Source organism: Ginsengibacter hankyongi (assembly GCF_008710285.1).
Classification (GTDB): Bacteria; Bacteroidota; Bacteroidia; order Chitinophagales; family Chitinophagaceae; genus Ginsengibacter; species Ginsengibacter hankyongi.
The window spans coordinates 344408-358933 of sequence record NZ_VYQF01000001.1 but is presented as its reverse complement, the minus strand read 5'-3'; the positions used below and the strand labels follow the sequence as shown (position 1 = coordinate 358933).

Genomic DNA, 14526 nt, shown 5'->3' with positions numbered 1-14526 from the left:
TTTTCATGATTGAATACGGATTTTTCACTTTTAGATTTTAATAAACATCTTCAATATTTTTTTTCAGAAATAATTATCCATGCCTCGTTCATATAAATTCATGTTTCGGTAACTAAGCTTTTAAGTTTTGACACATATTAACAAATATTGTTGCCTTATCGTCACTTCATTTATCAAAACTCAAAAAATATCAATGAAAAGATTTCTGACATTATTTACGATGCTAATACTTAGCGGAGTACTGGCACTTGCGCAAACCCATATGGTTACCGGCAGGGTAACCGATGATAAAGGGGATCCTGTAAGTGGGGCATCTGTTATTATAAAAGGTACTTCCAAAGGCATACCTGCAAATGCAGACGGTGTTTTTTCTATCAGTGCAAAACCCAATGACGTTCTGGTAATTACCGCAGCCAATTTCGGTAAAAGCGAGGTGCGGGTAGGTAATCAAAACAGTTTAGCTATAAGTTTAAAGCCTGCCAGCAATGTAATGGAAGAGGTTGTTGTTACAGCATTGGGTCAAACAAGTAAGAAGGCCAAACTCGGTTATGCTACCACCACTTTTACGAGTGAAGCCATCAACCGCACAGCCAATGTAAATGCCTTTGACGGGCTTGCAGGTAAAATACCTGGCGCCGAAATATCTAACACAGGTGGCCCGGGCTCATCTACCAAAATAGTGATGCGGGGTTACGGTGTACTCACGGAGGGTGGAAATCAACCGCTGTACGTTGTAGATGGTGTTCCCTTACTGGATGCAAGGTTAAATTCGGGATCTAATGTTTTGTCGGGGGCAAACAATGTGGGTACGGTTGGTTTAACAGGGCAAAACGATTTTGGTAATGGAGCCAATGATATTAATCCCAATGATATTGAAAGCATCACCGTACTTAAAGGCACTGCTGCCTCGTCCTTATATGGCTCGGCAGCAAGAAACGGAGCTATTATGATTACCACCAAGAGAGGGAAGGCAGGCAAGATAAGTATTGATTATGCAGGATCAGCCAACTTTAGCAAGGTGGGGAAATTACCAACCTTACAAAATAAATTTGGCCAGGGATGGAATGCAACCTTTATACCGGGCGAGAATGGAAGCTGGGGACCCCGCCTTGATGGTATTGTGCGGCCCTGGGGTTCTGTTGTAGATAATTCACAATTAATAAAACCATTTTCATTTATTAATGATAATATCCGGAAGTTCTATACTACGGGGCTTGAATTAAATAATACTATAGCTGTTTCAGGTGGAAATGACAGATCTACCTTCTACTTTTCTTATGGTAATGTTGAAAGTGATGGAGTAATTCCCACAAAATCTGATTACCTGGCCCGCAATAATTTATCACTCAGGACTAATAACAAGTTCAAGAACTTTTCAATTAATACCTCTTTCAATTATGTGAACAGGAAAGTAAACCAGCCGGCAACAGGGCAGGGCAGCACTGCGGGGTCAACGATCTTCCAGGATATTTTGCAAATACCTGTAGACATACCGATCCATGATTTCAGAGATTATACTAATAAATTCTTTGACGTGAATAGCTATTTCACTCCCTATGCTGAAAATCCATATTATGGTTTGCATAATAACAGCAACAGCCAGTCATCAGACAGGTTCTTTGCAAATATTGATATGAATTATCAGTTTACATCTGCGTTCGCAGCCCAGCTTCGGGTAGGCGGCGACGTAGAAAATGCAAGAGGATTTGCTTACAACGCAAAAAATGCCCCTGACCCGGGAAGCTGGGATGCCGGAGGCAATACAGAGGGGGCGCCCAGGACAGCCGATGTTGGTTCGGTAATTGAAAGCAATAATTATGTAGGAAGTATCAACGGTGATTTTATTTTAAAATATAATAAAGACATCAGCAATAATTTTAACCTGGATATTATCGGGGGTGTTAATTACAATCAGGCAGATACTAAAACTGGTTTTGCAGGTATAACCAATTTACTGATACCAGGTTTTTATAATCTTTCTAACTCAACGAAACAACCAACTACTGCCGGGGCCAGGAGTCGCACAAGATTAATTGGGGTTTACAGCCAGGCAACATTAGGATATAAAAGCCAGCTCTATTTAACCCTAAATGCCCGTAACGACTGGTCTTCGACGTTACCAATAAACAGTAATCATTTCTTTTACCCCGGTGGAGACTTAGCATGGATAGCATCTAACAGTTTTAATTTAAAGAGCTCGCCTATTTCTTATTTGAAATTCAGAGCAGGCTATGGCAAGACAGGTACAACTGCACCTGTTTATTCAGTATACCCTGTTTTGGTCGCTGGATCAGTGCCTTTACCATTTGGAAATATAGCATTTCCATTTAACGGAGTGAGCTCATTCAGGATACAGAATACTATTGCGAACGCAAATCTTAAAGGGGTAATTACAACTGAAACTGAATTAGGAATGGACATCAGATTTTTAAATAACAGGATTGGACTGGATGTATCATTGTATGATAAATCAGCAGATGGACAGATATTAAATGTACCCATCTCACCCGGATCAGGTTATAATTTTTTAACTGAGAATATAGGGTTAATAGATAACAAAGGGATAGAACTTTCTTTAGACGTAAAGCCAGTTTCAACCAAAAATGTTACATGGTCTTTTAATTATAATTATACAAAGAATGTAAATAAAGTAGAACATCTAACAAATGGTCTTACTAAAGTTACCATTTTCGGAATTATTGGTGGTGCAGAGTTAGATGCCGTTCCCGGCAAAACAGCTACCGGTATTTATGCCTTTGGGCCTCAAATGACTCCCGACGGAAAAGTAATTGTTAGTCCCACATCCGGCAAGCCACTTCCCACTACCAATAGAATCTATTATGGAAATGCTGAAAACGATTTTTCAATGGGATTTTCAAATACTTTAAAGTTTAAAGAATGGCAGATTAATTTCTCACTGGATTACCGCGATGGTGGTAAGTTCTACAGTAAAACTGCAGAGCAGCTTCTATTTACAGGTGGTGCAGTCCCTACAACCTACAACGATCGCAGGCCATTTATTTATCCTAATTCTGTAATTCAAAATGGAGTAGACGGGAATGGTAAGCCGGTATATGTTGAAAATACTTTACCAATAACTGAAAATAGTCTGCAGGACTTTTTCCCCGAAGGAAATAACCCTGCGCTCGCATATAGCCACGATATTATCGACAGGTCGTTCCTTAAGTTAAGGGATGTGTCACTGTCTTATGTTTTGAATGAAAAGATCGCTTCGAAAATAAAAATGCATAATTTATCATTGACGATTTATGCAAGAAACTTACTGCTTTGGACTCCCGCTTCCAATTTGTATATCGACCCAGAAGCTTCCAATTTTGGTAATGACCTCACCAGCCAATTGGGCGAATTTGAAACTGCTCCAATTTCCAAGCAATTCGGAGTTGCTTTAAAAGCAAATTTTTAAAACTAAATAATTATGAAAATGAATTTATTTAAGAATAAAAAAATAATAGCCGCATTTATTTCAGTTGTGTTGATAGTTGGGGCCGGATGTAAAAAAGCGCTCGACATCAATCATGATCCTAATAATCCGGGGCTGGAAGTTGGTACCCCAAAAATAGTTTTTCCTGTAGCAGTAATGGGAGTAGCTGGCGTAGAGGGCGGAGACCTTGCATTAATTGGGGGATTATGGGGAGAATACATAACGCAGGGCGCTACATCAAACCAATATAAAAATATTGACCAGTTTGATATGAAGACTACAGATTACAATGCGCAATACACTACTCTATTTACATACGGATTAAAGAATCTTCAATTTGTTATTGACAAAGCAAACGAAACTCAGGATTGGAATTTTTACCTGATGGGAAATGTAATGAAAGCCTATTCAACCGCTTTATTGGTAGATCTTTATGATAAGATCCCTTATACAGATGCATTAAAAGGGCTGGGAAATCTTACTCCGCATTTTGATGATGGCTATACCATCTACAAATCGCTTATAGCAGGTATTGATTCTGCCTTAAATAAAGATTTCAGCGCCAGTACGGCAATTGATTTAAGAGCGACAAATGAAGGAAATATTGATCTTTTATTTGGAGGCGATATTGAAAAATGGAAAGAATTTGCTAATACAGTTGAATTAAAATTATACCTGCGGATGATCAATGCAAAACCAGCTGAAGCACAAGCCGGTATTGAAGCTCTGTATGCGAGGAATGCTCAATTTCTTCAGGAAGATGCGAAGGTTACAGGATTTACTGATAATCCAAGCCTCTCCAATCCTTTATATGAACAAAATGTTCGTCAACTGAATTTTCCTAATAACCTGGTAGCGAGTAAAACTTTTGTAAGTTACCTGCAGGCACATAACGACCCAAGGATTAATTATTCTTTTGGACCTAATCCCACTGCTCTTGACCAGGGGGATTTTACAAATCCTTCTTCGGCTGCTTTTAGTGCTACAGTATTTAAGGAAAGCCCAACAGATCCCGTAGTTTTTATCTCTGCGGCTGAATCTTATTTTATGCAGGCTGAAGCAAGAGAGCGTTATTTTAGTGGCAACGGTGCCAAAACCCCATATGATAACGGTGTTCTCGCAGCATTTCACGATGTAGGCGCAGATGGCAGTTCATTTATAGCCCCGGGCGGTCAATACGAATATCCGTCAGGTACAACAGCTCAAAAAATAGAAACGATAATTGTTCAAAAATGGGCATCTTTTGCTTACGGGGTACATTTTATAGAAGGCTGGTTTGAAAGAAATAGAACAGGATTTCCAAAAAGTAGCCCCGTTTACTCAACAGATGCCTCTTACGTACCTGGTGAATTTGTTATTCCAAAGAATTCAGTAATAGGTAGCCAATATCCGAAACGCCTTGTATTTCCGGATGCTGAAATATCAACCAATCCAAATACGCCTGCACAGGTTCCAATTACAACTCCGGTTTGGTGGGGCTTATAATTTTAAAACTAAAAATTAGAAAAATGAAAAAAAGATATTTGTTTCTATTGATAAGTTTTCTTTCAATAATTGCTTCCTGTAGTAAAGACAAAATAATAAACACTCATGATAGAGTAGGTATTTCAAAAGTTACCTATTACCCTATTTTAACCTTAACCGGTAATGCAATAGTCGCTATTCCAAATGGAACCGCCTATACTGACCCCGGGGTGAAAGCCCAGGCAGCAGGCGTAGACGTACCTGTTACCACATCCGGAACAGTGGATGTAAAGACGGACGGAGTTTATACGTTGACCTATTCGGCAGTTAATAGTGATGGTTATAGTGCCAGCGCAACCCGGAAAGTTGTGGTTTATACAACCGCCGCGGATGCTGCTGCAAATGATCTATCCGGGAATTATGCGAGAACAACTAACGGTTCCGTAGCTACATGGACTAAAATTGCGCCGGGTGTTTATACCGTCTTTAATCCCGGTGGCGCGCCTGGAACTAATTTAACTGTTGTGGCAATCAATCCATCAGGTTTTAATATATCTATTCCTGAGCAGCTTGCCAGTGATGGATCACCTACAAGTTCCACTAATGAAAGTTATACTAATTCTAATCCTGCAAAATATTCATGGAAAATTGTAAACCCAGGTTATGGAACAGGGTTAAGGACTTTTATAAAGCAATAAAAATTCAATAAAAATTCAATTGAAAAAAATGAAAAGAATAATTTTAATATTAATAATCGTGGCAGGAATATCTTTATTGAACTCGTGCCAGAAGGTAAAGGATGCGGGCGCAACTTCTGCTGTAAAAGTTGCTAATGAATGGTGGGTAACTTTAGACCTTGGGAGTACGAAAGATGTATTTGGTCTCGGGCATTTTAGAATTGCAACTTATAATACATCAGCAAATGATAATAATATCTGGATTGATGATTATAAAAATGGCTGGCAGGTTAAATTTAAATCCCAGGTTGATTATAAAACATTAACCTTTTCTGCCAATGCTGCTCAAAATGAATATTATAACATTACTGTAAATCAAACTGACGGTAAAATACTGCCCAAGGCAGGACATTCCAAATCCGGCAACGTTGCCGATAGTATCCATATGAAAGTTGAATTTTCAGACGATCCCGGAAACATTTATGAAATGAATGGTGTGGAAAGAACGAGGTTCCCGCAAGACGATTATTAAGGAGTTTCTATTTCAGAGTTAAGGATATACAATGAATAAGGTTGCAGTAATTGTAGCCTTATTTTATTTTCACTAAAACGATTTTGATGATTGATTTTATGCCGGATAAATGAACAGATATTTTACGATCGGGTAAAATTTTAGATTGCACTTTGATTTAATTACTAAAAACGATTTTATGAGAAGTTTTTATTTTTTTTCAATTTTGCTTTTCTTTTCTTGTGCTGTTAAGGCGCAACCAAGCCAACCTTTAATTGCGAAAGCAGATACATTTTATGCAAAGCAGGATTGGCGGGCAGCAGCAAAGGCTTATGAAAATGCTTTTGCCAATGGAGAAACACAAACCGCTCTCACTTGTAACAAACTTGGTTTTTCTTATTTTAATCTTGGCCAATATGGCCTTGCAATTAAAAATCTTGAGCTATCGTTAACCAAAAATCCCTTGCCTTCAGGGTTATCAATTATTCATTCGCGGCTTGCAAGAGCTTACGCGGCAAATAGTGAAAAGGATAAAGCATTGGAGCAATTGGACAGTGCTATCGCTCACGGCTACTCGAATGTTCCTGAAATAGAAACTTCAAAAGAATACGATAAGATCCGTAACGATACAACGTTTAAGAATTTAGTTTCACAAGCTACCGATAAACTTTATCCGTGCCTGCATAATGCTCATGCCCGTGAATTTGATTTTTGGATAGGAGACTGGGATGTGTATCCAACCGGGGGCAATCAAATCGTTGGTTCAAGTAAAATTGAAATGGAGGCCAGTGGTTGTTTTATCCTTGAAAATTGGACTGCTATTGGTTATCCTAATACAGGCAAAAGCATGAATTTCGTTGATCCCGTTACTAATAAATGGAAACAGGTTTGGGTAGGTTCCGGTGGTGCGGTAACAGAATATGTAAACGGAGTTTATAAAGACAGTGTTATGCAATTTGAATCTTCTTCGGCAACACCTAAGGGAACAATGAAAATAAGATTCAGGTTTTTTAACCAGGGAACAGACCAGGTGCGCCAGTTCCAGGAATACTCAATGGATGATGGAAAAACGTGGAACGTTTCCTACGACCTTACTTATATTAGAAAGAAAAAATAAATCAATTCCCACCGGCCCAGATTAAAAATTGCGGAAGCACATGGCTCCACGAATTATAATCGTGTGTGCCGTCTTTTACTTCGGTATAATTGATATCCCCTGGCGGACAAACATTTTTCTTTTTAATTAAATCAATCAAATCTTTGGTATCATCAACTACATCAATAATTCCGTCTTTATCACGGTCTGCTGTTTCTTCTTTTCCTCCTGCATAAAACCAATATTTTAAATGAGGTCTTTTCCGGGATGATCTTATTTTATTGATGATAAGCCTGTCTTTGTCATCTGAATAAGTTGAGTCCGATGCATCTTTATCACGGTACCAGAAAGAACCTGAGAATACGCCCACCTTATCAATTTTATCAGCATGGTCCCATGCAACGTCAAATGCTGAAAGTCCGCCTAAAGAGCAACCGGCAATAGTTATAGAATTAAACTTTCTAACCCCTGATCTTTTTTTAATAAAAGGGATCAATTCGTCATCAACAAACGCTGCATATTTTTCCGCGGCGGTTCCATTGTTATTATAATCAGCATATCCGGCAACTCCATATTCCTGCATGCGGTCAAATGGAGTAACAGCCACAACCAATAAAGGTTGCAGCAATTTCTTTTTATACAGGCTGTCAATTATTTCTTTTATGCGGAGCTGTGCAATATCCTGTCCATCGTTTAATAAAAGAAGATTGAATGAATTTTTTTCTTTAGGAACCGGGGTGTTGATAATAGTTAGGTCAATGTGCTTTTGCAGATGGCGTGAATAAATTGAATCTTTTGCTTCTTTTATTTTATGATGGCAGGATGCAAATGCCGCAATAAAAAAAAGGGATGTTAAAAATTTATGTAAATATGATGTGTTTTGCATTTGCTAATGTATTAAAATTTGGTTTAAAAATTATAAACCTTACATTTGCAATCAAAAATCGCGAAGTAGAGCAGCGGTAGCTCGTCGGGCTCATAACCCGAAGGTCGGAGGTTCGAACCCTCCCTTCGCAACAAAGCCCCTTTAACGGGGCTTTTTTATTTTCAATGAATTAATTTTGCGCCAATTATGAAATCAGGGTTTGTAAATATTTTTGGTAAGCCTAATGCGGGTAAGAGTACTTTGCTCAATGCATTGATGGGAGAGAAGCTGGCTATCGTTTCACCAAAAGTGCAAACGACAAGGCATCGCATTAAAGGCATATTAACGGATGATAACTATCAAATTATTTTTTCCGATACCCCCGGTATAATCGAACCCAAATATAAGCTGCACGAAAAGATGATGAAGGCTGTGAAAGATAGCCTGGAAGATGCAGATGTAGCCTTACTCATTGTTGATATAAAGGATGATCTTGCAGAAACTGATGAAATATTTTCTTCCCTCTCTTTAAAAGTGCCATCAATTGTAGTTCTCAATAAAATTGATGTTGCCGACAAAAAGAAGATTGAAGAAGCAAAGACTTTTTTTTCAGAAAAAAAATATTGTAAAAAGGTTATTGTTATTTCAGCGTTGAAGAAAACGGGAATTAAAGAATTATTAGACGAAATAATTTCTTTGTTACCCGAAGGAGAACCGTTTTACCAGGATGATAACCTGAGTGATCTCCCCATGAAATTTTTTGTTGGTGAAATTATAAGAGAAAAAATTTTTTATTTATACCAGGATGAAATTCCTTATCATGCCACAGTGCTGGTGCAGGAGTTTAAAGAAAAGACAACGCTTACAAAAATTTCTGCCGATATAATTTTGCAAAGAGAAACTCAAAAAGGCATTGTGCTGGGCGAGGGAGGAAAAATGATTAAAGAGTTGGGAACGCAGGCCAGGAAAGACATTGAGGCATTTATTGGCAATAAAGTTTTTTTGGAGTTGTTTGTAAAGGTGCGGCCAAAGTGGCGAGATAATGAAATACAATTAAAGGAATACGGATACTAGCGATGTATGATGTGTGATGTACGAGGTAATACATAGTTTTGAAATTATTTGAAGTGATTTAACATCGTACATCCGACATCGTACTTCGTACATGCAATTATTTAACTTCGTAACATATTAAGCACAAGCATGAATTCATTTGGAAGACTGTTCAGGGTAAGTATTTTTGGAGAATCGCATGGCGATTTTGTTGGCGTTAATATTGATGGTTGTCCTGCGGGAATAGGTATGGCTGCAGCTGATTTTGCAGAAGATATTGAACGACGTAAGCCCGGAGCAAAAGGAACAACACCGCGTAAAGAAGATGATATTCCCCAATTTATAAGTGGAGTTTTTAATGAAAAAGCTACAGGTGCTCCGTTAACTATTTTATTTAAAAACAGCAATACAAGAAGTGGTGATTATGAAAAACAAAGAGCGGTGCCAAGGCCGGGCCATGCAGACTTTGTTGCTCATAAAAAATTTAATGGCTTTGAAGATTATCGTGGTGGCGGCCATTTCAGCGGAAGGCTTACTGTTGCAATAGTTGCTGCAGGCGTTGTTGCAAAAAAAATAATTGAATCCATTTCTACGGGAAATAAAATTGGAATTCATTCAACTATTCTTGAAATAGGCGGAGAAACGGATATTGAAAAAGGCCTGCAAAAAGCAATTGATGAAAAAGATTCTGTTGGAGGGATAGTGGAATGCCGGGTAAATAATTTACCCATTGGATTAGGTGAGCCTTTTTTTGATTCTGCGGAATCTATAATAAGTCACGCAGTGTTTTCTATTCCTGCAGTAAAAGGAATTGAATTTGGAGCTGGTTTTGCAGCAGCAAAAATGTTTGGAAGCCAGCATAACGATGCGCTCATAAACGCAGATGGAACTACCAAAACTAATAATGCAGGTGGAATTTTGGGTGGAATAACCAATGGCAACGATTTGGTATTTCGCATTGTAGTAAAACCAACCTCTTCTACGCCTAAAGAGCAGCAAACATTAAACTCAGAAACTGGAAACGTTGAACCTTTTTCAGTAAAAGGAAGACACGATCTTTGTATTGCATTAAGAGTGCCAGTGATTCTCGAAGCAGTAACAGCTATGGTTATAGCAGATTTGATGCTTATTACAAAAAAGTAATAAGTGATGAGTTATCAGTAAAGAGTTTTGACTTGCAACTAATAACCCATAACTGGTAACTGTTAGGTCACACATGCACATCTTCAATAAAAAAAAATTCAGCAGGTTCATTACTTAATAAGTTTATGGAAAGAATATCAAACTGAATTCTTTTCCATTCAGGATACAAATACAAAAATTCTTCAGAAGCATTGATGAGATTGGTAACTTTCTTTTTTGTTACATCTTCTTCGGGATAACCAAATTTTTTCGTTCTCCTTGTTTTAACCTCAATAAAATGCAACACATTTTTATAAAATGCAATCACATCTACTTCCCAATGGCTATGCCGCCAGTTCTGATGGAGAATTACAAATCCCTTTTGTAATAAATATTCCAGTGCCATTTGTTCTCCAAGCTTTCCGGTGGTATTGTGATGTGCCATATTACAATTTAGTAAACAAAATACTGCAATAACTTTTGGAAAGTTTTAAACTTTTCAAAAGTTTGATCAATTACTATGAACATATTGTTGACAAAGCTCTTTTATAAAAAAATTATTATTACTTACTTTTGCATCAAATAACAGTTATGAAAGTATCAAGGCAGGTTGTAATTAGTTTTCTTCTTTTAATAGTAATTGCATCTTTATACCGTATCATGCCAGGAAGGCCTTATGGTTTTGCACCACAATGGGCTATGGCAATTTTTGGAGGAGCTATTATAAAAGATAAAAAACTTGCTTTTATTCTTCCGCTTCTGTCTATGTTTATTTCAGATGGTCTGTATGAAGTTTTATATAGAAATGGAGTTGGTAACATACAGGGTTTTTATGAAGGCCAGTTTACTAATTATATTTTATTCGGCCTGATGACTTTCTTCGGGTTCTTAATTAAGAATTTCAATGTTCGCAGAATTGCTTTGGCTTCTGTAGCTGCGCCAACCGCTTATTTCTTTGTATCCAATTTTATGGTGTGGATGAGCAATTCCCCATTGGCAGGTTTGGGAAGGCCAAAAACTTTTGATGGTCTTTTATTAACGCTCAACGATGGCTTGCCTTTTTACGCATGGAGCATTGCAGCTACTTTAATATTTTCTGCAATTTTATTTGGTAGTTATTTTCTTGTAACCAGGCCTTCGATGCAAACGGAAGAAATCTTTTAAAAAAATAATTTCAGGATTAAAGTAGTTTATTATTTTTTGCTTCTTCATATCCTTCATCAATTAAAAGGTGCTTTCCATCTGCAGCTTCTGTGGCAAGTATATCGCAGCGGTTATTAAAAATATTTTCCGCATGGCCTTTCACCCATTTAAAATGGATACGATGATTTGTTGAAAGCTCCTGGTATTTTTCCCACAGGTCACGGTTTTTTATATTTCCTTTGAAATTTGTTTTGATCCATTTCTTTAGCCAGCCTTCCATAACAGCCTTTACCACATAATTACTGTCAGAATAAATTACCAATTCAAGGTTATTCTTTTTCAATGCTTCCAAAGCAGCAATAACAGCCATAAGTTCCATGCGGTTATTGGTGGTAAGCCTGTAGCCTTTTGATAATTCTTTTTTATGCTTTCCCCACAGCAACACAACGCCATAGCCGCCCGGGCCGGGGTTTCCGCGAGATGCGCCATCCGTATATATTTTTACAGCCTGTTCGTTCATTGTAAGCTATATTTTTTAAGGTACATTTAATTTTCGTCAGCGGGAACATATAACGGTAAAGCACAAACGTTTAATTATTATTAATATCCTGTACTTTTATAAGCAACGGAATCGATACCAATTCCCGAAGCATTACCATTGGATCCTCCGTTTGTAACAAAATATCTGAATGCGAATCGCGATTTTAACGGAGCGGTTAACCCGGTAACAGTTACATCGAAACGTGTCCATTGAGATGGGTATGCAAATAGAGCAGGATGCAGTACACTACTGTAAACAAGATCAGGGTTAATATCGAGAAGCAGTTTTGAAAAGCCCCCGGTGCTAAGCCCGTTTCCTGCGTCAACAGTATCCTTTATCGGATTCATCCTTAGCTCCAGGCTGTTGCCAAAGTCAGTAGTATCGCTTACTCCATCGAAAAGCTGCCAGGCGCGGGTATAAAAAATTATTCTATCGCCATTTTGCATGGTTATGGATGGCGAAATGAGCCAGTTACTGATAGTTCCCTGCTGCGCAGATGTGGACTGGTAATCGGCTCCGATAAAGCCTGCATTTTTTCCTTTATTTGAGTAGGCATTAAAAAGGGGCGGATTGCCTCCGCCGTTTTGCCACTCACCGGTTCCTTTTGGATCACTGGCATTGATAAATTGCCATCCCCTTGCGACAGCGGCGGTAACGGTATCAAATTCTTCAACAAAAGATTGATTGGGAACAGGCGGGGCCACTGTAAGGTGATGATCATCTTTACAGGAATAAATTATGAATGTTGCGAGGCTACTGATAAAAAGTAATTTGGCGCCAAATGGTTTTCTCATAAATTTTCTGTTTCCCTGGTAGGTTCCTGGTAATTAATACAAAGTGAAATTAATAATTTATGGCCAGCCTTCATAAATTTATCTTCTTCATACGCAAGCATAAAACTTCAGGGTTATTTACACCTGGAACACGCCGGTTTTAAAATCGGCAATGTTACCATTGTTATTTGCAGCCGCAAGATTTTCTGAAATAAAAGACCTTGTATCTAAAGGGTCAATAATTGCGTCTACCCACAAACGTGATGCTGCATAAAAAGGAGTAGTTTGCCGGGTATATTTACTGGTCATTTCAGCGAAAAGCTTTTCTTCATTTTCGGGGGTAATTTCTTTGCCCTTTGCTTTAAGCGATGCTACTTCAATTTGCAATAGAGTTTTTGCGGCCTGCTCACCGCCCATTACGGCTATTTTCGCTGATGGCCATGCGTAAATAAATCTTGGATCGTACGCCTTTCCACACATGGCGTAATTGCCGGCTCCATAAGAGTTTCCAAGTATGATGGTTATTTTGGGGACAACAGAATTAGCAACAGCATTTACCATTTTTGCCCCGTCTTTTATTATGCCGCTATGCTCACTCCTGCTACCCACCATAAAACCGGTAACATCCTGTAAAAAAATAAGCGGAATTTTTTTCTGGTTGCAATTCAATATAAACCTGGCAGCTTTATCTGCGCTGTCATTATAAATAACGCCGCCCGTTTGTAGTTCACCTTTTTTGTTTTTAATGTTCAACCGTTGGTTGGCAACAATACCCACTGCCCATCCGTCAATTCGTGCATAGCCGCATAAGATTGTTTTTCCATAGCCTTCTTTAAATTGTTCAAACGAGCTTTTATTGGTTGCATCTTTCCCTGGTGAAGCATCGGAAGGTTCGGCATCTACGATTCTGTCAATAATTTCGAGCATATCGTAAGGCCTGGTATTTCCTTCAGGGAAAATGCCATAGATTTCTGATGGATCTTTTGCTGGTTGCAATGAAGCAATGCGGTTAAAACCTGCTTTAGGAAAATCTCCAAGTTTACTCATAATCCTTTTTACTTCATCAAGACATTCTTCTTCTGTTTTAAACTTGTAATCGGCAATACCGCTTATCTCTGTGTGCGTAACGGCGCCGCCTAATGTCTCATTATCGGTATTTTCGCCAATAGCTGCTTTTACAAGATAAGGCCCTGCTAAAAAAATGGAACCATTTCCTTCAACCATTAAAGTTTCATCACTCATTATTGGAAGATAGGCGCCTCCGGCCACACAAGGCCCCATTACCGCGGCAATTTGTGTAATGCCCATTGCACTCATTTTTGCATTGTTACGAAAGATGCGTCCAAAATGTTCTTTATCGGGAAAAATTTCATCCTGCATAGGAAGGAACACACCGGCGCTGTCAACCAAATAAATTACAGGTAAATTATTTTCCATGGCTATTTCCTGCATACGCAAATTTTTCTTACCTGTAATCGGAAACCATGCACCTGCTTTTACAGTTTGATCATTTGCAATAACAATACATTGCTTGCCACTTACATAACCAATGCCAGCAACAGTGCCACCAGCGGGGCATCCGCCATAATCTTCGTACATCCCGTAGCCAGCAAAGACACCAATTTCAATAAAAGGTTTTTTATCATCGAGCAGGTAGTGTATACGTTCCCTGGCGGTTAACTTATTTCTTTCTTTTTGTTTTGCTATCGCTTTTTTTCCGCCTCCTTCTTCAATTGTAGTAACTAATTTTTTTAGGTTGCTCAAAGAAAGTTTCATTACATCTTCATTCCTGTTATAATCTATATTCATAAAAATTTCAATATATATCTCAAAACTAAA

Annotated in this window: 13 protein-coding genes and 1 tRNA gene; 9 read left to right on the top strand and 5 right to left on the bottom strand. The window is 38.3% G+C overall.

The window, feature by feature from the left end; all coding sequences use genetic code 11:
- The first annotated feature begins 193 nt into the window (after positions 1-193).
- From FW778_RS01560 to FW778_RS01540, 5 genes are all read left to right on the top strand, one after another.
- Complete coding sequence (locus FW778_RS01560; protein ID WP_150412814.1) at positions 194-3424, top strand: SusC/RagA family TonB-linked outer membrane protein; 3231 nt, start codon at positions 194-196, stop codon at positions 3422-3424.
- 12 nt (positions 3425-3436) lie between these two features.
- Positions 3437-4927 (top strand): SusD/RagB family nutrient-binding outer membrane lipoprotein, encoded by a 1491-nt coding sequence (locus tag FW778_RS01555; RefSeq protein WP_150412813.1) that lies wholly within the window; start codon positions 3437-3439, stop codon positions 4925-4927.
- A 23-nt stretch (positions 4928-4950) separates the two neighbouring features.
- On the top strand, positions 4951-5604 hold the full coding sequence (locus FW778_RS01550; protein ID WP_150412812.1) for a DUF5011 domain-containing protein: 654 nt from the start codon (positions 4951-4953) through the stop codon (positions 5602-5604).
- A gap of 28 nt (positions 5605-5632) precedes the next feature.
- Positions 5633-6115 carry a lipid-binding protein gene (locus FW778_RS01545; RefSeq protein ID WP_150412811.1) on the top strand — a complete coding sequence of 161 codons (483 nt, stop codon included), beginning with the start codon at positions 5633-5635 and terminating at the stop codon, positions 6113-6115.
- Positions 6116-6293: 178 nt separating this feature from the next.
- Positions 6294-7211, top strand: coding sequence for a tetratricopeptide repeat protein (locus FW778_RS01540; protein WP_150412810.1), 918 nt, complete (start codon positions 6294-6296; stop codon positions 7209-7211).
- 1 nt (position 7212) lies between these two features.
- Here FW778_RS01540 and FW778_RS01535 read toward each other — a convergent pair whose 3' ends face one another.
- Entirely contained in the window at positions 7213-8076 is an 864-nt protein-coding gene (locus FW778_RS01535) for an alpha/beta hydrolase (protein WP_150412809.1), read from the bottom strand.
- A gap of 59 nt (positions 8077-8135) precedes the next feature.
- Between FW778_RS01535 and FW778_RS01530 the strand changes: the two genes are divergently transcribed.
- From FW778_RS01530 to FW778_RS01520, 3 genes are all read left to right on the top strand, one after another.
- Positions 8136-8207, top strand: a tRNA-Met gene (locus FW778_RS01530).
- Between the two features lie 55 nt (positions 8208-8262).
- Positions 8263-9129, top strand: a complete 867-nt coding sequence (gene era, locus FW778_RS01525) for a GTPase Era (protein ID WP_150412808.1) — start codon at positions 8263-8265, stop codon at positions 9127-9129.
- A gap of 129 nt (positions 9130-9258) precedes the next feature.
- Positions 9259-10251 carry a chorismate synthase gene (locus FW778_RS01520; protein WP_150412807.1) on the top strand — a complete coding sequence of 331 codons (993 nt, stop codon included), beginning with the start codon at positions 9259-9261 and terminating at the stop codon, positions 10249-10251.
- Positions 10252-10318: 67 nt separating this feature from the next.
- On the opposite strand, the gene FW778_RS01515 is transcribed toward FW778_RS01520, so the two are convergent.
- Entirely contained in the window at positions 10319-10675 is a 357-nt protein-coding gene (locus FW778_RS01515) for a YraN family protein (RefSeq protein WP_150412806.1), read from the bottom strand.
- Positions 10676-10821: 146 nt separating this feature from the next.
- Between FW778_RS01515 and FW778_RS01510 the strand changes: the two genes are divergently transcribed.
- Entirely contained in the window at positions 10822-11394 is a 573-nt protein-coding gene (locus FW778_RS01510; RefSeq protein WP_150412805.1) for a DUF6580 family putative transport protein, read from the top strand.
- A 16-nt stretch (positions 11395-11410) separates the two neighbouring features.
- On the opposite strand, the gene rnhA is transcribed toward FW778_RS01510, so the two are convergent.
- The 3 genes from rnhA to FW778_RS01495 form a co-directional block, all read right to left on the bottom strand.
- Entirely contained in the window at positions 11411-11893 is a 483-nt protein-coding gene (gene rnhA, locus FW778_RS01505; RefSeq protein WP_150412804.1) for a ribonuclease HI, read from the bottom strand.
- A gap of 80 nt (positions 11894-11973) precedes the next feature.
- Entirely contained in the window at positions 11974-12708 is a 735-nt protein-coding gene (locus FW778_RS01500) for a choice-of-anchor J domain-containing protein (RefSeq protein WP_150412803.1), read from the bottom strand.
- A 117-nt stretch (positions 12709-12825) separates the two neighbouring features.
- The gene (locus tag FW778_RS01495; RefSeq protein ID WP_150412802.1) at positions 12826-14496 is read right to left on the bottom strand and encodes an acyl-CoA carboxylase subunit beta; all 1671 of its coding nucleotides are present in this window, start codon (positions 14494-14496) and stop codon (positions 12826-12828) included.
- Positions 14497-14526 lie beyond the last annotated feature (30 nt).

Coding starts and splice junctions, on each gene's coding strand:
- rnhA (WP_150412804.1), bottom strand. CDS start 11,893: ATGAACGAACAGGCTGTAAAAATATATACGGATGGCGCATCTCGCGGA.
- era (WP_150412808.1), top strand. CDS start 8,263: ATGAAATCAGGGTTTGTAAATATTTTTGGTAAGCCTAATGCGGGTAAG.
- FW778_RS01500 (WP_150412803.1), bottom strand. CDS start 12,708: ATGAGAAAACCATTTGGCGCCAAATTACTTTTTATCAGTAGCCTCGCA.
- FW778_RS01540 (WP_150412810.1), top strand. CDS start 6,294: ATGAGAAGTTTTTATTTTTTTTCAATTTTGCTTTTCTTTTCTTGTGCT.
- FW778_RS01520 (WP_150412807.1), top strand. CDS start 9,259: ATGAATTCATTTGGAAGACTGTTCAGGGTAAGTATTTTTGGAGAATCG.
- FW778_RS01535 (WP_150412809.1), bottom strand. CDS start 8,076: ATGCAAAACACATCATATTTACATAAATTTTTAACATCCCTTTTTTTT.
- FW778_RS01510 (WP_150412805.1), top strand. CDS start 10,822: ATGAAAGTATCAAGGCAGGTTGTAATTAGTTTTCTTCTTTTAATAGTA.
- FW778_RS01560 (WP_150412814.1), top strand. CDS start 194: ATGAAAAGATTTCTGACATTATTTACGATGCTAATACTTAGCGGAGTA.
- FW778_RS01545 (WP_150412811.1), top strand. CDS start 5,633: ATGAAAAGAATAATTTTAATATTAATAATCGTGGCAGGAATATCTTTA.
- FW778_RS01495 (WP_150412802.1), bottom strand. CDS start 14,496: ATGAATATAGATTATAACAGGAATGAAGATGTAATGAAACTTTCTTTG.
- FW778_RS01550 (WP_150412812.1), top strand. CDS start 4,951: ATGAAAAAAAGATATTTGTTTCTATTGATAAGTTTTCTTTCAATAATT.
- FW778_RS01515 (WP_150412806.1), bottom strand. CDS start 10,675: ATGGCACATCACAATACCACCGGAAAGCTTGGAGAACAAATGGCACTG.
- FW778_RS01555 (WP_150412813.1), top strand. CDS start 3,437: ATGAAAATGAATTTATTTAAGAATAAAAAAATAATAGCCGCATTTATT.